This is a genomic window from Streptomyces sp. NPDC019890 (assembly GCF_044903445.1).
Lineage (GTDB): Bacteria > Actinomycetota > Actinomycetes > Streptomycetales > Streptomycetaceae > Streptomyces.
In genome coordinates, this window is sequence record NZ_JBJDQK010000002.1 from 178,566 (window position 1) to 196,995 (window position 18,430).

The following is an 18,430-nucleotide window of genomic DNA, read 5'->3' on the forward strand; positions in this document are numbered from 1 at the left end:
GTGGTGGATGTGTGCACCGCGGGCCGTGGCCGCAATGCCGGTCGGCGAGGCCGAGTGTCGGGCAAGCGTCCTCTCACCCCTGGGCGCCCGCGTCTTCGCCTCCACTGCGGGTACTCGGCCCGCGCCTGATCGGCAACGCGACCGGTGACCTCCGGATGACGGGTTCCCACGCGGTTGCCGACGCACGACCGGTGAAGAAATTCAGCGCATCGCAGCAGACCGCAGCCGCGGGAGTTGAGCACGCGCGACGTCCGACGAATACGACGGCCTCAGCCAGCTCCCAGGCCGATTGTCCGTCGTGGACGGTGATGGTGACTCTCTCGTCGGTCATCGCTCCGACGCCCAGTGCGTCGGAGGCGCACATCGACCGCACCTCCGGGCCGTCGATGATCCGTACGCAATGCCGCGATCGCCCGCATTCGATCTGACGCTGGTACGAGATGACCTGCGGGCGGCCAGGGGATGCGATCCGGCTGGCGCGCCGCACCCTTGGGCCATGACACGGAGGCATTCCGGATCAAGCAGGTAGTGTGCAGTTCATTTCGCGCACCTGCGGTTGGCGGATTTCCTGCTCAACCGGCCCGCTCAGGCGGAGTGATGCGCCAGTTCCAGATGCGGTTCCGGACCACCCGGCACTGGCGCCGGGTCGGCGTGCACGAGAACGGCGGTCAGTTTCGGAATGGCGTGGACCGCTTCCACACACCGGGATCGCTCGACTTCCTCTTCGCCGACGCCTCCTCGCTCACCGCCGAGCCTGGCGTCGATGACGCAGAGGCATCCGTGATCAGTTTGCGCAGGCTCACAGTGCCTCCATGCATTCGGCCCGCGCTGCATTGATCAGGTTGGGCATCGACGCTACCCCGGCTGCGGCGGGAGGTCGTTGCCCGTTTGCCAATCGACGCGGTCTGGCTGACTGTGGTCTATGGGGCCAGGGCTCTCCCGATTGCGTCTTGTTCAGGCCCCTGGAGGATCACATGGCCGTTCGACATCAGCTCATCGAGAAGCCGCCAGTAGCAGTGTGGGGGGTGTTGGAAGACGGGAGTCGCTACTCGGACTGGGTCGTGGGCACCTCGGATTCCCGACCCGTCGATGACCGCTGGCCCGAGGTCGATTCGCAGATCGAGTACACGGTGCGGCTCGGACCGTGGACTGCGGAGGGCCGTACCATCGTGCGCCGGCTCGAGCCGCCTCGCCGGCTCGAGCTGGAGGTGGACAACGGCCCACTCGGTACCGTGCGAGTCGCGATCGAAATCCGCCCATGGGGGCCGGATACGCTGGTGATTGTCGACGAGCACCCTCTGCGCGGTCCCGGCGGCCTGCTGCACAACTCGCTGGTCGATGCGCTGATCCAGGTACGGCATCGCAGCATGCTCAGCCGTCTCGCCGACGTCGTCGAGCAGGCAACGGCTGACCGCCCGACTGGCGCCAAGGCGCAGGCTTAACGGCAAAGGATCTGGCTGCTGGACCGCCTCGTGCTGAAGCCCGAGTTTCCCCGGCAGTAGGTGGCGACCATGCCGAGTTTCTCGTTGGCGGACTTCGTCCGGCGAAGAGGGCTGGTTCCCGTCGGCTGGCCGAGAGCGGATGTCGCACTCGGGGCTCTCGGCGGATCGGTGCACAGCCTGGCGGAGCGACCGGTTCGCGGATCACGTATCCCGCACGGGCTTGACACGCCCACGGCGCAGTCCTGAGCGGGGACGGAACGGGTATTCGTACGGGTGCGGTTGAGCGTTTGGAGGACTCGGGCTGTGGAAGTTACCGACTGGTTCTTGACATCCAGTGAACGGGGTAATGCCGCGACCCGCCTGGACCGTCGCCGACCGGACCGAGCGGCCTGGTCGGACGGTAACCAGGTGCGGCCCCTGGTCCATGGCGCGTCGTACTTCCCGGAACTCCTCGCCGCGATCCGCGCGCAGCGCGCCGGAGACCTGCTCCTGTTCACCGACTGGCGCGGCGATCCCGACGAGCGGCTCGCGGGCCACGGCAGCGAAATCGGTACCGTCCTGTGCGAGGCGGCCGAACGCGGTGTGATCGTCAAGGGGCTGGTCTGGCGCTCGCATCTGGACCGCTTCCAGTTCAGCGAGGCCGAGAACCGCCACCTCGGCGAGGAGATCGAAGCGGCAGGCGGCGAGTGCCTGCTCGATATGCGGGTGCGCCCCGGCGGCTCGCACCACCAGAAGCTCGTCGTGCTCCGGCATCCCGAGCGCCCCGAGCACGACATCGCTTTCGCCGGCGGAACCGACCTGTGCCACAACCGCCATGACGACGCCACTCACCGTGGCGACTCTCAGTCACTGCCCATGGCCGCCGCGTACGGACCGCACCCCCCGTGGCACGACATCCAGCTCGCGATACGTGGACCGGCCGTCGGCGACATCGAGGCCTGCTTTCGCGAACGCTGGGACGACCCGGCCCCGCTCAGCCGCAGCCCGTTCACCCGCCTGCGAGAGCTCGTACACCGGGAGGACATACGCGCAGACCCACTGCCACTCCAGCTAGCCGACCCGCAGCCCTGCGGGACGCACACCGTCCAGGTGTTGCGCACCTACCCCAACCGCCTGCTGCGCGGCTACGACTTCGCCCCCGATGGCGAGCGCAGCATCGCGCGCAGCTACCTCAAAGCACTGCCGCGGGCCCGGGCGCTCATCTACCTTGAGGACCAGTACCTGTGGTCGCCGCACGTGGTGGAATGCTTTGCCGAGGCGCTGACCGCCAACCCCGACCTACGCCTGATCGCGGTCATCCCATCCTTCCCCGACCAGGACGGCGGCCTCACGCTGCCGATGAACCTGATCGGCCGCATCACGGCCCTGGACAAGCTGCGCCGCGCGGGTGGCGGACGCGTCGCTGTCTACGGGCTGGAGAACCACGCCGGGACACCGGTGTACGTGCACGCCAAGGTGTGCGTGATCGACGACGTGTGGGCCTCGGTCGGATCCGACAACATCAACCTCCGGTCCTGGACCCACGACTCCGAACTCAACTGCGCCGTTCTGGACCAGAGCGCAGACCTACGTGAGCCGCGCGACCCCGGCGGTCTGGGCGACGGCGCACGCTGCTACGCCAGGGATCTGCGGCTGCGGCTCTCGCGCGAGCACCTGGACAGGGACGAGCCCGAAGCTCAGCACGCGCCCGACGTCCTCTGCGACCCCGCGAGCGCCTTCGAGGCCTTCGCGGAGACCGCGGCTGCACTGGACTCCTGGCACGACAGGGGCCGCCCCGGTCCCAGGCCGGCCGGGCGGCTGCGCACCTACCGTGCGCCGAACCTCTCGCATACTGCGAAGGCACTCTCCACGCCTCTGTATCGCCTTCTCGTCGACCCGGACGGCCGACCCTTCAGGCTGCGGCGTCACAACGAGTACTGAGCGAGTCCGGGCCCGGGTGCGTTCGCAGGGCGTGGTCCGTGCGGACGGCAGCGCCGAGGCGCCCAGCGGGGGACAGGGCGACCCGTGCCCTTTGGGAGGCGGTCGGCCTCGCAGCCACGAATCGGGCGAGGTGCGGCGACTGGATCACCGTCCGCCACGCAGTCGCATCTCCTCGGCGGGGAGCAGGCGCGTCACTGGACTGCAAACCCGTCGGGGCCATCCCATGGCGCGGACCCGACAAGTTACCTCCGCGCCGGATCCGCTGAGCCCGTATCACTGCTTGAAGGCGCCCTTCGTTTTCTCCTTGGCCTGACGAACGTCACCTTTCGGCTTCTTGGCGCGACCCGCGGCCGTCATCCCCTCGACCTCACCCACAAATGACTTAAACACATATCAACTACCGGTCGGCCAGAAAGCCGAGGCCGGCCATAACGCCCCGCCACTAGCAGGATCAGCAAATGAGCAAGAGGCGCTCCGTGTCGACGGCCTGCCGGACGGCAAACATGCTGATCGCCGTAGTCACCATCGGCGCGGCCGGCGCTTTCACCAACAACGGCAGCGCGCACGGGCCCACGCTTTCGTCAGTCACCTCAGCCGGCACTGCGTGTGCCGGGTGGGTCCTGGGGATCCACCCCAGTCGAGGCGGAGGCGTCCCTGGTTCCGCTGGGACGCTGTGAGCGGCCTCTGCGACCGGTGTCGTGCATACCCTTCTCGCCAGAGCCCTTACTCTGCTGTTCCCCGCGGCGGCTGGTGCTCTCGACGGTTTCACCGGGGACGGATTTCGACTCCTCCTTGGAGACCTTCCTGCCGGGGCCCTTGGCAGGGGCGTGTTCATCCGGGTGGAAGGAGCGGTGGGCGCTCGGGTTTTCCTGTTGACGAGTCTCGTCCACATCCGGCGACCAGCCGTGCTGAGCGCCCTTGTGCCGGCTCGGCCCCTCGCCGTGCGACGGCTGGGACGGCTTCGGCTGCTTGGGCATGACCTCACCTGCCTGTCCTATCGGGGGTGCATGCACGGTACGCACACGTTCCACTGATACAGAAATTCTCCCACCTAAGCTCGAAGCGGTCATATCAGGCACACAGACGGGCGTTACGGCGGCGCTCATGGATCTTCAGTCTCGGACTGCCCCAGCCGGACGTCAGGGCAGGTCGGTCGCCCTCACTGACCATGATCGCAATGCTGCCGCCGGGACGCGCACGCGCCGACCCGGGTTTGCCCCGCAAAAAGGCGGGGAGCCGTGAGTAGAGAGGGGGTCGCCCGTCACCGGAGGACGTCATGATCATCCTCGGAGTCATTCTTCTCATCATCGGCCTCTTGGCCGGCATCGGTATTCTCTGGGCCATCGGGATCATCCTGGTCGCGATCGGGGTTCTGCTGTGGATTCTGGGAGCGGTAGGACACGCGGTCGGCGGACGACGGCACTACTGGTAGCTGCAACTTCCATCAGGGCATACGGCTGAGCATCTCGGCGATGCCCTCCCCGCGCATCGAATGTCAGCATGGATCGGTCCTGCTCCGTCGCGCCGAGAACCGCCCCTCGGGCCACATCCACCAGCTGACGGAGAGCACTGGTCACGATGACAACTCACACTCCCGTTCGTCCGCCGCCCTCCCGGGCGTCCGGCAGTGACTTCGCCAGACTGTCGAAGGAGATCGCCGACGCGGGGCTGATGGGCCGCCGATCCGGCTACTACACGGCACGGATCACGACGGTGGGCGCGCTCTACACCGGCGGCTGGGTCGCTTTCGTGCTCATCGGGGCCAGCTGGTGGACACTGGCCGTGGCCGTCCTGCTCGCCCTGGTCTTCGGCCAGGTCGCCCTCCTGGCCCACGACGTGGCTCATCGACAGGTATTCCGTCTTCGCAAGGCCAGCGAGCGGTTCGGCCGGATCGCCGGGAACGCAGGGATCGGGATGGGCTACGGCTGGTGGCAGGACAAGCACACCCGCCACCACGCCAACCCCAACCACGAAACCCTCGACCCCGACCTGATCCCCGACCTGCTGGTCTGGTCCCAGCAGCAGGCCCACGCCGCCAAGGGCCTTCCCAGGCTCATCGGCCGCTGTCAGGCCTTCCTCTTCTTTCCTCTTCTCACGCTGGAGGGCTTCAACCTGCATGTGATGGGCGTGAAAGCCCTGGCCAGCCGCTCGCTCAAACACCGCGCCCAAGAAGGCACCCTGCTCTTTGCCCACTTCGCGCTCTTCCTCACTGCACTGTTCCTCGTGCTGCCGCCAGGTATGGCCATCGCCTTCCTCGCCGTTCACCAGGGCCTGTTCGGCCTCTACCTCGGCTCCATCTTCGCCCCCAACCACAAGGGCATGCCGATTCTGACCGGCGAAGACCGCCCCGACTTCCTCCGCCGTCAGGTCCTCACCTCACGCAACGTGCGCGGTGGCCGATTCACCGACATCGCGCTGGGCGGTCTCAACCACCAGATCGAACACCACCTGTTCCCCAGCATGCCCACCCCCCAACTCCGCGACGCCCGCCTCATCGTCCGCCGCTACTGCGAGGAACTGGGCGTGCCCTACCTCGAGACCGGCCTCATCGCCTCCTACCGGCAAGCCCTCACAAGCCTCCACCAGGCAGGTATCCCCATCCGCAACGCGCGCCACCGCTCAGCCAATGCCTCGTCCGGCCTCCTGAGCTGAATACTCATCATTGGGCCAGCCACGGGAGGCCGGCCGATCTCACAACAGACCGGATGAAGGCTTGGTGTGTGCGGCGGTCCGGCGACGCCAGTGGCCAATCACCGCCCGCACATTCGACGTCAGCGTGGACAGATCCCGCTACCGTTCATCGCGGTCCCCACCACCTGGCCGGCTCCTCCCGAGCAACCTCGCAGGGCGGGCCGGCACAGAGTGGTGCAGGCCGCCTGCCTCCGACGGCGTCGCGAACCGGGATCACTCTTCCCGGTCTTCATCGGCGGGCTCGTCCTCCCACTCAGCCTAAAGTGCTGCTGTCACTGGTCTCTGCCCCAACCACCGCCACGCGGCCGATTCTTGGAGCGCACCGAAGGGGAGAACCTGGCCCTGCTCACCTCGGGCGGGGCCGGCCATCTACAGCCCGGCGATTCCGGCCACGACGGGCCGTCGCTCGGCACGAGAGCCATCACTCAATGCCGGTCCTGCACTGACTGGTCTCGCCCGAAGCGTGTCAGTCGCATCTTGAGAAGCCCTACCTCCTTCTGCGGTGGCGGGCCGCTCCGGCAGTCCGCGGTTGCCGGTCACTGGACGTCAACGCCGACCGCTGCAGCGGACCCGTGCGCGGCAGATACTTGATGTGCCGTGACGACGGTGGCGCTGGGGTGTCCTTCTACTGCCCGGCGCGGTTCGGCCGGCGTTCCATCAGGTCCGAGAGAAGGGCCCGAGAGCATGCCTGGCGCCAGAAGGTGTTGCAGGTGACATCGCCTGTCGGTATCGGTTCACAGCCCGCCGCCCTCGGCCGGGAGGTGGTGCTGGACGATGCCACGTTGGTGATCCGCGCCCGTGACGGCGACATGCGCGCCTTCGAGGTGCTGGTGCGCCGCTATCAGGGGCCGATGTACCGCTTGGCACTGCGTATGCTCACCAGCCGTGGCGACGCCGAGGACGTGGTGCAGGAGGTGTTCCTGACCGCCTGGCGGCGGCTGGGGCAGCTACGGGAAGACGCCGCATTCGTAGGCTGGCTCTACCGGACGACGACCCACCGGTGCCTGAACGTCATCCGGGCACGCAGACCCGTTGCCGACGCTGACCTGGACAGTCGCGAATCCGTCGATGCGGCGGGATCGCCTGAGCGGGCAGCGCAGGTCAGCGAGCAGCTGATCGCGCTCGCAGCAGCTCTGCGGCGGCTGACGCCGGAACAGCGGGCCTGCTGGCTGTTGCGGGAGGTTCACGGGCGCTCCTATGAGGAGATCGCAAGGGCGCTGGGCACGACCCGGACGGCGGTACGTGGACGCATAGCGCGCGCTCGAGCGCAGTTGGCGGAGGTGATGGCTCCATGGAAATGAGCGACGCTCAGGGCTACACGCTGCCTTGCGGCCGGGACGTCGAGACGGTGTGGGAGCAGCTCGACCCGGTCGACACCGGCGTGGCTGACACCCATGACCTCGACTGTGAGTACTGCTCTGCTGCCCGACAGAGCCTGCTGGTGCTGCGGGAGGTGACCGGCGAGTTGGCCTCGGAGGAGATCGAACCCCCGCTGGGCTTGACCAACCGGATCATGTCCGCGGTGCGGGCAGAGGTCCGCCGTCACCGCATGCTCGCGCTGCCCACCTCGGAGCCGGGCGGGGCGCGGATCAGCGAACAAGCGGTCGCCGCGGTCCTGCGGTTCGCCGCCGATTCCGTCGACGGTGTACGCGCGCGTCGCTGCAAGATCACTGCCACGGAGACGGACGGCGCGGTGGAGGTGTCGATGAGCCTCGCGGTCAGCTACCGCAACTTCGCCGTCGCCGCTGTCGACGAGGTGCGCGAGCGGGTCCGGGCTGCCGCTGCAGCACGGGTCGGGATGACCCTGGTGCGTCTGAACCTGGCCGTGGAGGACCTCTACGACGAATGAAAACCCCGGGATCGGGCAGCAGACCGTTGAGAGGGGCTGAAGCACAAGGACAATGGTGCTCGCAATGAGAACGACCGTGCCGGACGACAATGCAAGAGTTCCCCGCTTCCAGTGGGTGATCGCCGAGCCTGTGATCGCCGCAGTCGTCGCCCGTGCCGCTGTCGGCGTCGCAGGCGTGGTACGGCTCGAACCTGGGGTGACCGGGCTCGCCTCCCAGGTGGCTCGTGCCGCACGCCAGAAGATCAACGGCCTCACCCCGGCCCCGACCGAGGGTGTAAGAGTCACGGTCGACCGGTCAGCCGTGCCGTCGACGCTGCGCGTGTCCATTGACCTGGTCACCTCCGGGCAGGACCAGGCAGCGGTGGTGGCCCAGGCCGTTCAGCGCAGGGTCACGCGCGCGCTCACCGATGCGACGGGCCTCACCCCGCAGGCCGTCGTGGTGTCGATCATGGACATCGACACGTATGGGGCTGGTGCGTGGTGACACCGAGAACAGAGCTGACGCGCTCACTCCTGGCCGTCCTGGGCAGGCTCCCCGGCCTGCGGCCGGCGACCCCGTCCACCACCCACATCGGCTCACGCGTGCCGTGGAACGTCGACACCCTGGCCGTCGGCATCGACGACGAACTCATCGAGATTCGCGTCGTCGCCCTCGCCCTTCCCCTTCCCCCGATCCTCCGCAAAGCCGAGGCCGCCCTGCACACGGCGCTGAAGGAGACACGGTGGAAGGACGCCCGGTTGCGCCTCGTCGTCACCGACATCGACGCCGCCGCCCTCACCCCTCTCGATCACGCAAGTGACGCCGGTGCCTGAGGGGCCATGACGTTCTCCCCCGCCGCGGGTCCATCTGGTGTGACGAGCGCGCAACCCCCTCGTCCAGAGCCAGAAACCCGAGGAGAGCACAATGACGAACCCGGCCACCACGAATATTGCCCCGCACTCCACATTCGCCGCCGGTGACGCGGACAAGAGCGCCACCAGCACACCGGCAGCTTCCCCGGCAAAAGCATCCGGGCAGGGCTCCACCACCATCGCCGACGTCGTCGTCCAGAAGATCGCCGGGCTCGCCGCCCGCGAGGTGCCCGGTGTATTCGAGCTGGGCGGCGGAGCGTCACGGGCGTTCGGCGCAGTCAAGGGGCGGATCCCCGGAGCCTCCGCCAGCGCCGGACAGGGCGTCTCCGTCGAGGTCGGTCAGAAGCAGGCAGCCGTGGACCTGCAGATGGTAGTCGAGTACGGCTCATCCATACCCGAGCTGACCAAGAACGTCCGCAACAACGTCATCGACACCGTCGAGCAGATGACCGGCCTGGAAGTCGTCGAGGTCAACATCAACGTCAATGACGTACACATCCCCGGCGACGGCAGTGACGGCGACGACCAGGGCACCAGCGACCGCGTCCAGTAGCCGTCCATAGGCCCTGCGCCCTCCCGACGCCGTGCATCACCACGGTGCGCATGGTGCCTCACCACGAGCTCCGCGCAGCGAAAGGGCCATATGTGCGACCTCGCGCGCCCCGACTTATCGCCGCACGACCACCGCGAGGACAACGTACTGCACCAAGGAGCATTGACATGACGTCCACTCAGATTGGGCTGCTGACAGGTCTCGTACTCGGCCTCGCCGCCGCGTTCGGCGGCTTCGACGCCTTCCTCATCGTCCTCGTCCTCGGGACGGTCGGGTTGCTGGTGGGGCGCTACCTCGACGGCAGACTCGACCTCGCCCGGCTCACCGGCCATGACAGGGACGACTTCCATGGACACCACGATCACCATGTCAGGTGAGGCCGAGACCGGCGCGGCGCAGCGAGGCAGTACAACGATCTCCGACCGCACCGTGGAACGCATCGCCGCACGGGCGTTGACCGAAGTCGAGCACATAGGCGGAACGGCCGACCGGATGCTCGGCGTCGCCGTCACCGGCGAACACGCCGACCGCTCCGCCCGTGTCACCGCAAGAGTCAGCGACGGTGCAGCCGCTCTCGACGTTCGGCTGTCGGTCGCCTATCCGCAATCCGTCGCCCATGCCACTCTGGACGCCCGCACACACTTGCGGCGCCGCCTCGCGGAATTCACCGGCCTGACCGTGTCACGCGTCGACATCACCGTCACTTCACTGCGCGCTCAGGACTCCTACACCAAGAGAGTCCAATGAAACGCCGACCCCGCCGCACCATCCCGGCCACGCTCACGGCGCTGGTCCTGCTCGCCGCCTGCGTCCTGATCGCCATCGTCGCTATCCAGCTGATCATCGGCCAGACTCCGCTCATCAGCTACCGCTCCGTGACCGACGCCCTGCACAGCATCCAGTGGAACGACACCGCCGCCCTGGGCGCAGGTGCCGCAGTCGTCCTCCTCGGCCTGCTCTTGCTGCTCGCGGCACTCCTGCCGGGGAAGCCGACCGTACTGCCGCTGACCGGCGATGTGGACGCCGGCGTTACAAGGCGCAGCCTGCGCAACGCCCTGCAGAGCGCCGCCGGGAGTGTGGACGGGGTCAGCAAGGCGAAGCTGAAACTGGGCCGACGCACGATCGTCGCCCGCATCCGCACTGACCGGACCAACACCGCGGGGCTCACCGATGCGGTCTGCGCCGCCCTGGATCGGCGCCTGGACCAGGTCACCCCGCTCACCCGTCCGGCCATGAAGATCCAGCTCCATGCCACCAGGAACGCGCCATGACCAGCCTCAACCGCCCAGCCCGCCTCAACCGCACCCTGCTCGCCGCCTTCGGCGTCCTCCTGCTCGGCTCGGGCTCCTTCGCCCTGGCGGGTCACTTCGGCCAACTCACCTTCCTGGATTCGGGCGCCACACTCATTCCCACCACCGCTGACCCGCCCACCTGGGCGCTGTGGGTCACCGCCGCCGCTGCAGTCGCTGTCGGGCTGCTCATCATGTGCTGGTTGGTTGCGCAGCTGAGCCGACGACCAAAAACCCACACCTGGCATCTCGAGCAGAACCCCGAGCAGGGCCGCACCGAACTGGCCGCGAAAACTGCCACAGCCCCCTTCCTGGGTGAAATCACCACGTACCCCGGAGTCCACAGCGCCCGCGCCACGCTCGCCGGGACCCGCCAAAGCCCCGCCCTCGCAATGGTGATCAGCACCGAACAGGGCGGTGATCTGACCACCATCAACCATCACCTCACCACCCAAGGGCTGCCCCGGCTCCGTCAAGCACTCGACCTAGACACCCTCCCCGTCACCGTCGAATACCGCTTCACCACCCACACCGGCACCCGCGCACGCTAGTGCTGTGACCGGGAAGGTTCGCCGGGTGGGATTGTGCTGCCTGGTGGCTGGTCATGGAGGATCTGCCCGTATGGACGATATTGAGTTTTCGTTGCGGACAGCCACCAGCGACGATGCGGAGTTCCTCGTGGACATGCTGGTGGCTGCAGTGAATTGGGATCCTGCTCGGGAGGTGGCCAGCTGTGGGGACGGCGCCCGCAGCGGCTACACCGACGGCCCGCCCTTCCAGCCGCTTCCGGGAGCCACTCAAAAGCCAAACAGGTCTCGGGCAGACCTCGTCCCCTGACTTGTCCCCTGGGCCGTCACAAGCCACCGCGAGGGCACCAGACCCAAGCGAGCAACACGACAAATCCGCAGGCCAGATCGTTTCTCCACGCGTAGCGCGCGGTGGTGCGGGTGGGACTCGAACCCACGGCCGACGGATTATGAGTCCTTTGGTGATCGTGACGGTCCTTGTTCGTCTTGCTCAGTCTGTGGAGTTCTGGCAGGTCAAAGTGGGGGTGCGTCAGCACCTCGTGTCGGTGCTCCTCGATCCATGCAGATCCTTGCGCCCCCTCACCGTCCCCTGGGCGTCCCCAGGAGGCATGTGCCCAGGCACCGTTGACCAGTCACGCCACTTCGGGACGTGGACTACAACTCTCTGCGCAGCGGAGAGCCGTACCGACGAGAGAGTCGCTTGTCAGCTGCCTACCTCATCGATCTCGCGAACCCATGCGCGCTCTGGCATCCGTAGACGATCTCGCTGGATGCATGGTCATGCAGCAGGCCCCGGCGGCGCTGAATGATGCAAGTAGTCCTGCAACTGCGGTTCGAGCCATGACAGATCGCCGCCGTTGACCGCGTGCCAGAGACGGTCAATCCAGAACCTGTAGGCGAACTCCTCGAACGACGGCGCGCACACCACGAGATTGCGGCCTCCTCCGCATCATCGAGGTCGGCCTCTGTCTCTTGATTCGGAACTCCGCGCACGGGATCGCTTCCCACGACCTGAGGCTCAGTCCCCGGATCCGGGACGAAGCCTCGTAGGTTCCGGCCGGACCGCTGAGTGCCTGATCGCACAGTGTTACGGGTCTGCTTCTGCGTGTTGGAGGCCGCGGGTGGCTTGGCTGCTCGGGGGGCTGGCGGTCCGGCCGCGCTGGGTATCGCGGCCCGGCGCGGGGCTGTGCGCGTTGATGTTCGTCGCCGTGCTGACGCACCTGCGGGCCAGGGATCCGATCGCCATGGTGGCCTCTGCCTCGGGCGTTCCGCTGCTCGCCTCGACGTCCCTCGCGTGCGGCATCGCTGCGTGACCCCCACGAGCTGGAGCGGCTGCGGCGGGGCCGGTCATGACTGGCTGTTGAGGAATCCGATCGTCATGGCCCCCCACCACCCGAGTTGCGAGAGGACAGCCGAGATCACTCCACGTATGAGCAACCGCCGCGGGGGCCACGCACCTCCCTGGTCGGCCAAGGTGCGGTGCAGAGCTTGCGCGTGCACTCCGTTGAGCGCGATCAGAAGGACGAGTGCCAGCTTGACCCGGGTGAGGGCAGCGTGTGGGTCCGGATCGAGGGTGATCCCGCTCAGTACCAAGCCGGCCAGCCCCGCCCACACGGGCACGTGCAACGGGCGGGCGAACTCCAGTGCCTGATGCAGGCTCCGCCTCCCCAGCAGCCACAGCGTGCCGTAGTAGTCGATGGTCAGCACCGAGCCCAGTCCGATGACCAGCGCCCCCAGATGCACGAACAGCGCGACCGTGCGCACCGCTGGGCCGGCCTCCACATGTAGCGCCGCCCACACGCTGCCCGCCCATGCCAGGCAGATGAGCACGTCGGCGACGATGAGCGTCCAGCCGTGCAGGGGTCTGCGGGACCGACCCGGATTCATGTGATCACCTCCCTGGTGGGGCGGTGGGCGGCAGGGCTGTGGGGGCGGCGGGGCGGGCGCCCGCGCGCGCCACCGCCTGCTCGAGGCGGATCAGTTCCGGACCACCCAGCCGGCCATGATCCCCATGACGTCGTCGTGCGAGTGCCCGTCGATTTCGTACCTGCTGGTGATTTGCAGGACATCCCCTCGATGGATCGTGCCGACAGGGTCACCGCTGCAGGGCGGCATGTCCGAGATCTCGGTGTTTCCGTGAAGGTCGATGAACTCGGGGCTGCCGCCTTCCTCAGCCACGATGTTGCACAGGAGCTTGCCGGTGGCGAGGTTCTCGGTCCGCACGGAGTGACCGCCATGGTGGAGATGGCCACGCATGTGCACCAGCGTCCCGGAGATCGTGGATCGCCACCGCCGGGTCTTTTCGCTGACTCCTTCGGGGGCGTCGTACACGCTGCCGAGGCATCCGCCCGCGTCCATCCAGATCGGTGTCACCGGCTTGAGCTGCGAACCAGTGGCGGATTCATGGGTGTACGTGACGGAGATGTAGACCGTCTTCTTCTGCGGGGCGTGGTTCATCAGGTCGTAGAGCATGTTCCACCGCTCGCCCTTGCCGACCTTGATGCCGTATCCGGAGGGCAGGATGCTCTCCACCCGTTCGTTGCCGGAGGCGAATATTCGCTGCGGGCCGTTGCACACGACATCGTTCTTCCAGTGGTTTCCCATCACCATGTGGTGCAGCATGGGGCCGGTGTTGACGTTGGCGTTCGACCCGTCCGCGTAGACCAGATTGGGCTTGAATCCTGTGATGAAGCAGTCGTCGCACGGCTTCTGAACGTTCAGCAGGAGTCGGTTGCCGCTCTCCCCGTGGTCGTGCCCGGACGCGGCCGGGATGGTGAACGGTCCGTACCGTACGGTCGTGACCTGCGGTCCGGTCTGCTGCCGCCCCGTATCAGAGGCAGGAGAGGCGGCGGAGACGGCCGGGGTGGCGCCTGCGGCCAGTGCCGTGGCGACGACGACGGCGGTCAAAGCGAGTTTTCGCTGAAGCATGTTTCCTCCTTGCGGGAAAGAAATTCTCCGGACTCGGCCGGTGCGCATGGAAATTGAGCGCAGTTCACCTCGCCTCGCGATGGCGAGCACGCAGGCAGAACTCACCGGCATCGCGAACGCAGGCGATGCTTATCCATGAACAGGAACGCGTGACGGTCAATGCCTCAAGAGCGGACTGGCCATATCGAGGGGGTCCCCCTCACCGATAATGGCCTCGCTTGGCTGACCGTAGAGTGACGTGCGGCCTATCCACTGTCAACCGAGCCCGCCGCAGTAAAAACGGCGAAATTACCGACGAGTTGCTGACCAGCGTTTAATCGGGGTGCTCGCCCCTCGGGGCCTGTGCAAGACCGGCGACTTCACCGATTCGCGGTGGCGGTGCACCGGTGATTCAGCCGCTGCTCCGCCGCGAAAGGCCCCCGGCCGAGTGCCGGGCCGCGGTCACGGTGTGGACAGTCGCCGAGGCCAGCCCGGCGAACAGCCTGTGCATCAATGCGGTCCACGCCTTGCGGTCCGGGCCCTCGTAGTTCAAGGCCGTGAGTACGTCAACCCCGAGGGACACACACAGCACCAAGCGGGCACAGGCCGCGCCGTCGACCTCGTCCGTAAGTGAGCCGTCCCGTTGGGCGAGTTCGACCAGGTCCGTCAACTTGGTCTCCGCCTTGCGCAAGGCGGCGTGGACCCTGCGGGCGACCTCGTCGTCCCGCCGCGCAGCGGCGAGCGCCTCGCTGACAAGGGGTGCCCACGTTCGCCGGCGCGGGTCGGAGAGGTCGGTAGTGATCATCTCGAGCAGGTCGGTGGAGGCAGCCCCGCGGTCGAGTGCCTCACCCATCTTGCGCGCGGCGGCTGCCAGACCGCGATCGACCGCCTCGGCGAGAAGGTCGGCCTTGTTCCGGAAGTTGCCGTAGATGGCTCCTGTGGAGAGCCCGGCACGACGGGCGATGTCCTGCACCCGCGCGCGGTCGTAACCCCGCTCACCGAATTCCTGAACGGCCGCCTCGATCAGCCGGTCACGGATCAGGTCACCAGACTGCCTTGAGAGGGAATCAGGCTCTGCCACGGCCCAAGCCTAGCCGGGTAGGGAGGATCCAGGGGCTAGAAGCACTGCGTCTTCGGGCGGCGCCAACTGTTGTGCCCCACAGTTGAGTTCGGGCGGCGCCAACTGTTGCGCTCACAGGCGAGAATAGTCATTATTCTCGACCTGAGGCTTCGAGCCGGGAGGCGTGCGTCATGACGTACGGCACCGAGCAACCCCACATCATCGGCAGACAGGCTGAGCGCAGGCAGCTTGCGGCGGCAGTGGACGCCTGCCGCGGAGCTTGCGGCGGCGCCCTGCTCCTGACCGGTGACCACGGGATCGGCAAGACCGCACTGCTCCGGTACGCGTCCCACCTGGCCCATGGCTTCCGCGCTGTCCGGGCCGACGGGGTACCGGCGGAGCAGAACCTGGTGTACGGAGCGGTGCAGCGGCTGGTCAGGCAGCTGGCCCCCGACATCCGTCAACTGCCGCCGCAGTCCGGTGAGGTCCTGGAGCGGCTGCTGCTCGGGCACGTCCCGCCGCTCCGGGAGCGATCACTCATCGCTCTCGCCGTGCTGGCGCTCCTGGCGAGGGCGAGTGGCCGCAGCCCGGTGCTGGTCGGCGTCGACGATCTGCAGTGGGTCGACGCCGAGTCCCGGTACACCCTCGGCTTCGTAGCCCGCAGGATCAGCACCGAGCGGGTCCTGATCCTGGCCGGGACGGAGAGCGACGGGTGCGCCGCCGTGTCGGGGGTGCCAGTACTCCGTCTGGCGAGCCTGAGCGACCAGGACTGCCTGCGGCTCATCGCACGGATCCGGCCTTCTCCAGTGGCGCTTCCGGTTCGCGAGGTGCTCCTCCACGCGGCCGGCGGCAACCCCCTCATCCTGCTGGAGTTGCTGCGGACGCTCACACCCGCGGAGCTGAGCCAGCTGTCGCTGCTGCCCGATCCCCTGCCCCTGCTGCCTCGCCTGGCACGCCACCGGCTCGCCGAGTTCCGACGGCTTCCCGGCGACTGCCGGAGGTTGCTGTTGCTGCTGGCCGCGGAGCCGGGCCTGGACCCCCTGACACTCTTCCGGGTGGCCCAGCGGGCGAGGATCGACCCGTCGGCCCTGAAATCCGCCGAGACCGCGGGCCTGCTCACCGTCTCGAAGACCGCCATCTCCTTCCGGCACGACGACCTTGGCCGGGCGATCTGCCAGGGAGCGGATCTCGCCGAGCGGCACTGGGCGCACGACATGCTGGCGCGAGCGTTCGCCGGCACGGACGACGATCGTCGTTGCTGGCACGAGGCCGCTCTGTTGTCGCAGGCCAACGCCGAACTGGCCGACGAGCTGGAACGCCAGGCCGCCTGCGCCCGGCGGCACGGCAGCCAGGCGCACGCAGGGGCGCTCATGGAACGTTCAGCCCAGCTGACCCGCGAGGACGGCCGCCGGGGAAGCCGACTGGTCACTGCGGCCGACTGCATCAGGCGGGCCGGACGACCGCGGCGCGCCGCCCGGCTGCTGGAACGAGCGGAGACCCTGATCGGTACGGACCAGCCGTCCTTACAGGGGCACATCGCTTACCTGAAGGGCGTGATCTCTCTGCATCACGCCGCAGCGCCGGATGCCTACGCCAGACTCCTGACCGCGGCCGACATACTGGCCGTTGACAACCCATCGCTGGCCATCAAGGCACTGGTGCAGGCAGGGGAGGCGGGCCTGTACGAGGGAAACGCGGCCTTACCCGTGCAGGCCGGCCGACGCGCGCTGGCGGTGCTCGACAGCTCAGCGCGGGAGGAACAGCCGGAGAACAGACTCGCCGCCGATGTTCTGCTCGCGGTCGCCGATTCGCTGCAAGGACGGGTCGCGGCCGCGGTGCCCCGGTTGCGAGTGCGACTCGTCACGGCGGCACAGGTGGACGATCCCCTCCTGCTCGCCTGGGCTTCGTACGGTGCGCTGTTCATCGCCGACGATGCCCGCGCGCGTGCGCTGGCCACCCGAGCGGTGACGCTGGCACGCACGGCAGGTGACACACCCACGATGGCGCACGCCATGCAGTACCTCTCGTACCCGGAATGCTGGCTGAGCGGACCGGACACCGCGACGCTCACCGCCACCGAGGCACTGCGGCTCGCCCGCGAAACGGGCCAGCTCAACTGCGCCCGCAATCTCATGGGGATACTGATGCTCGCAGCCGGGATCGCCGGGGACTCCGTGGCCTGCGGGCAGTACGCGGACCGCGTCGTCGGCGAAGCGCAGGCGCACGGCCTGGGCCTCGCCTCCGCCCTTGGCCTGTGGGGCCTGGCCCACCTGGATCTCGCCTCCGGAAACTGGGCGGAGGCGGCTGCCAAGCTGCGCCGGCTCGCCCGGACGAGGCTTGGACATCCCGGTGTCGCGATCGAGGCCGTGCCCAGCTACGTGGAGGCCGCTGTCCGAGCCGGGGACCGGCCGCGGGCGGAGCGCGCCGCGGCGACTTTCGCCCCGTGGGCGGAGGCGATCGGCGGGGGGTGGCCGACCGCGCTGGCGGCCCGGTGCCGCGCGCTGCTGGAAACCGGCGACACCGAGGAACACTTCCGGCGCGCTCTGCGTCTGCACCCGACCGGCGAGCGCGAACTGGAACTGGCCCGTACGGGCCTGCTCTACGGCGAGTACCTCAACCGCGAGCGCCGACGCGCGGACGCCCGCACCCAACTCCGGGAGGCGGCAGACATCTTTCGCAGGCACGGAGCGCAGCTGTGGCTCGACCGGACCCGAGCCGAGCTGCGCGCCACCGGGGACGGCTGGGATCCCGCGGAGAGCGAGGCCCCCACTCTTGAAGTCCGGTCCGGGACCCTGACCTCCCGTCAGTGCCAGATCGTCCGGCTGGTCGCCAAAGGCGCGACCAACAAGGAGGTGGCGGCCCGGCTGTACCTGAGCCCACGCACCGTCGACTATCACCTGCGTCGCATCTTCGAGCGCCTGGGTATCACCTCGCGTGCCGACCTGATCCGCCGGTGCGCGGCCGGCGGCGCGCGTTGAAGGGGGTCCCTGCTGAGATTGATCTCGGTGGGGCTCGCCTACTGCGCGGGGCCTCGAGCCGGCGGGGGACGGTGCCCGCAGCGGCTGCACACTCCGTTAGGTCGCTCTCGATCTTGGCGGCGTCGAAGTGGCGGACATGCGCGCCTACCGCGCCTTCGCCCGTGCCCGCTTCGCCGCCGCGGCCCACTACCAGGTGCCGGTACGTCAGGTGCGGCTGCGGCCAGCTCCTGACCCCCGGCGAGCTGCGTGACGCCCTCGGCCGCCAGGGCCAGATAGTCTCCGCCGCGCAACTTCAGCGGGGTCACGGCGTTGGCCTGCACCGGCCGCGCCACTCCCTGAAGCGACACCATGGGTGGTCTTCT

The 18,430-nt window shown here is 68.1% G+C and carries 20 protein-coding genes; 15 read left to right on the plus strand and 5 right to left on the minus strand.

Going from position 1 to position 18,430, the window contains the following annotated elements:
* Window positions 1-73: 73 nt before the first annotated feature.
* Complete coding sequence (merB, locus tag ACI2LP_RS05265) at window positions 74-511, minus strand: organomercurial lyase (RefSeq protein ID WP_404723209.1); 438 nt, start codon at window positions 509-511, stop codon at window positions 74-76.
* Window positions 512-974: 463 nt separating this feature from the next.
* Here merB and ACI2LP_RS05270 point away from each other — a divergent pair, with 463 nt between their 5' ends.
* Both ACI2LP_RS05270 and ACI2LP_RS05275 read left to right on the plus strand, forming a co-directional pair.
* Window positions 975-1,442 (plus strand): SRPBCC family protein, encoded by a 468-nt coding sequence (locus tag ACI2LP_RS05270; protein WP_404723210.1) that lies wholly within the window; start codon window positions 975-977, stop codon window positions 1,440-1,442.
* A gap of 408 nt (window positions 1,443-1,850) precedes the next feature.
* Window positions 1,851-3,362 (plus strand): phospholipase D family protein, encoded by a 1,512-nt coding sequence (locus ACI2LP_RS05275; protein ID WP_404723211.1) that lies wholly within the window; start codon window positions 1,851-1,853, stop codon window positions 3,360-3,362.
* 590 nt (window positions 3,363-3,952) lie between these two features.
* Here ACI2LP_RS05275 and ACI2LP_RS05280 read toward each other — a convergent pair.
* On the minus strand, window positions 3,953-4,339 hold the full coding sequence (locus ACI2LP_RS05280) for a hypothetical protein (RefSeq protein WP_404723212.1): 387 nt from the start codon (window positions 4,337-4,339) through the stop codon (window positions 3,953-3,955).
* A gap of 299 nt (window positions 4,340-4,638) precedes the next feature.
* On the opposite strand from ACI2LP_RS05280, the gene ACI2LP_RS05285 reads away from it, so the two are divergent.
* The 12 genes from ACI2LP_RS05285 (at window position 4,639) to ACI2LP_RS05340 (ending at window position 12,436) form a co-directional block, all read left to right on the plus strand.
* A complete protein-coding gene (locus ACI2LP_RS05285) occupies window positions 4,639-4,794 on the plus strand; it encodes a DUF6131 family protein (protein ID WP_389370667.1) in 156 nt (51 codons plus the stop codon).
* 146 nt (window positions 4,795-4,940) lie between these two features.
* On the plus strand, window positions 4,941-6,014 hold the full coding sequence (locus ACI2LP_RS05290) for a fatty acid desaturase family protein (protein WP_404723213.1): 1,074 nt from the start codon (window positions 4,941-4,943) through the stop codon (window positions 6,012-6,014).
* Between the two features lie 749 nt (window positions 6,015-6,763).
* The gene (locus tag ACI2LP_RS05295) at window positions 6,764-7,354 is read left to right on the plus strand and encodes an RNA polymerase sigma factor (protein WP_404723214.1); all 591 of its coding nucleotides are present in this window, start codon (window positions 6,764-6,766) and stop codon (window positions 7,352-7,354) included.
* Entirely contained in the window at window positions 7,351-7,902 is a 552-nt protein-coding gene (locus ACI2LP_RS05300; protein WP_404723215.1) for an Asp23/Gls24 family envelope stress response protein, read from the plus strand. The genes ACI2LP_RS05295 and ACI2LP_RS05300 overlap by 4 nt, the downstream gene beginning before the upstream one ends.
* A gap of 64 nt (window positions 7,903-7,966) precedes the next feature.
* On the plus strand, window positions 7,967-8,386 hold the full coding sequence (locus ACI2LP_RS05305; RefSeq protein WP_404723216.1) for an Asp23/Gls24 family envelope stress response protein: 420 nt from the start codon (window positions 7,967-7,969) through the stop codon (window positions 8,384-8,386).
* Entirely contained in the window at window positions 8,383-8,715 is a 333-nt protein-coding gene (locus ACI2LP_RS05310) for a hypothetical protein (RefSeq protein WP_404723217.1), read from the plus strand. The genes ACI2LP_RS05305 and ACI2LP_RS05310 overlap by 4 nt, the downstream gene beginning before the upstream one ends.
* A gap of 91 nt (window positions 8,716-8,806) precedes the next feature.
* Window positions 8,807-9,307, plus strand: coding sequence for an Asp23/Gls24 family envelope stress response protein (locus tag ACI2LP_RS05315; RefSeq protein WP_404723218.1), 501 nt, complete (start codon window positions 8,807-8,809; stop codon window positions 9,305-9,307).
* A gap of 167 nt (window positions 9,308-9,474) precedes the next feature.
* The gene (locus ACI2LP_RS05320) at window positions 9,475-9,684 is read left to right on the plus strand and encodes a hypothetical protein (protein WP_404723219.1); all 210 of its coding nucleotides are present in this window, start codon (window positions 9,475-9,477) and stop codon (window positions 9,682-9,684) included.
* Window positions 9,656-10,054: an Asp23/Gls24 family envelope stress response protein gene (locus ACI2LP_RS05325; RefSeq protein WP_404723220.1), complete on the plus strand. Its 399-nt coding sequence runs from the start codon at window positions 9,656-9,658 to the stop codon at window positions 10,052-10,054. Before ACI2LP_RS05320 ends, ACI2LP_RS05325 begins: the two co-directional genes overlap by 29 nt.
* Entirely contained in the window at window positions 10,051-10,578 is a 528-nt protein-coding gene (locus tag ACI2LP_RS05330) for a DUF6286 domain-containing protein (protein WP_404723221.1), read from the plus strand. Before ACI2LP_RS05325 ends, ACI2LP_RS05330 begins: the two co-directional genes overlap by 4 nt.
* Window positions 10,575-11,147, plus strand: coding sequence for a hypothetical protein (locus tag ACI2LP_RS05335; protein ID WP_404723222.1), 573 nt, complete (start codon window positions 10,575-10,577; stop codon window positions 11,145-11,147). Before ACI2LP_RS05330 ends, ACI2LP_RS05335 begins: the two co-directional genes overlap by 4 nt.
* A gap of 1,097 nt (window positions 11,148-12,244) precedes the next feature.
* Window positions 12,245-12,436: a hypothetical protein gene (locus ACI2LP_RS05340; protein WP_404723223.1), complete on the plus strand. Its 192-nt coding sequence runs from the start codon at window positions 12,245-12,247 to the stop codon at window positions 12,434-12,436.
* A gap of 34 nt (window positions 12,437-12,470) precedes the next feature.
* Here ACI2LP_RS05340 and ACI2LP_RS05345 read toward each other — a convergent pair whose 3' ends face one another.
* The 3 genes from ACI2LP_RS05345 to ACI2LP_RS05355 form a co-directional block, all read right to left on the minus strand.
* The gene (locus tag ACI2LP_RS05345) at window positions 12,471-13,010 is read right to left on the minus strand and encodes a hypothetical protein (RefSeq protein ID WP_404723224.1); all 540 of its coding nucleotides are present in this window, start codon (window positions 13,008-13,010) and stop codon (window positions 12,471-12,473) included.
* Window positions 13,011-13,100: 90 nt separating this feature from the next.
* Entirely contained in the window at window positions 13,101-14,051 is a 951-nt protein-coding gene (locus ACI2LP_RS05350) for a hypothetical protein (RefSeq protein ID WP_404723225.1), read from the minus strand.
* 391 nt (window positions 14,052-14,442) lie between these two features.
* The gene (locus ACI2LP_RS05355) at window positions 14,443-15,111 is read right to left on the minus strand and encodes a TetR family transcriptional regulator (RefSeq protein WP_404723226.1); all 669 of its coding nucleotides are present in this window, start codon (window positions 15,109-15,111) and stop codon (window positions 14,443-14,445) included.
* Between the two features lie 170 nt (window positions 15,112-15,281).
* Between ACI2LP_RS05355 and ACI2LP_RS05360 the strand changes: the two genes are divergently transcribed.
* Entirely contained in the window at window positions 15,282-18,068 is a 2,787-nt protein-coding gene (locus ACI2LP_RS05360) for an AAA family ATPase (RefSeq protein WP_404723227.1), read from the plus strand.
* The last annotated feature ends 362 nt before the right edge of the window (window positions 18,069-18,430 follow it).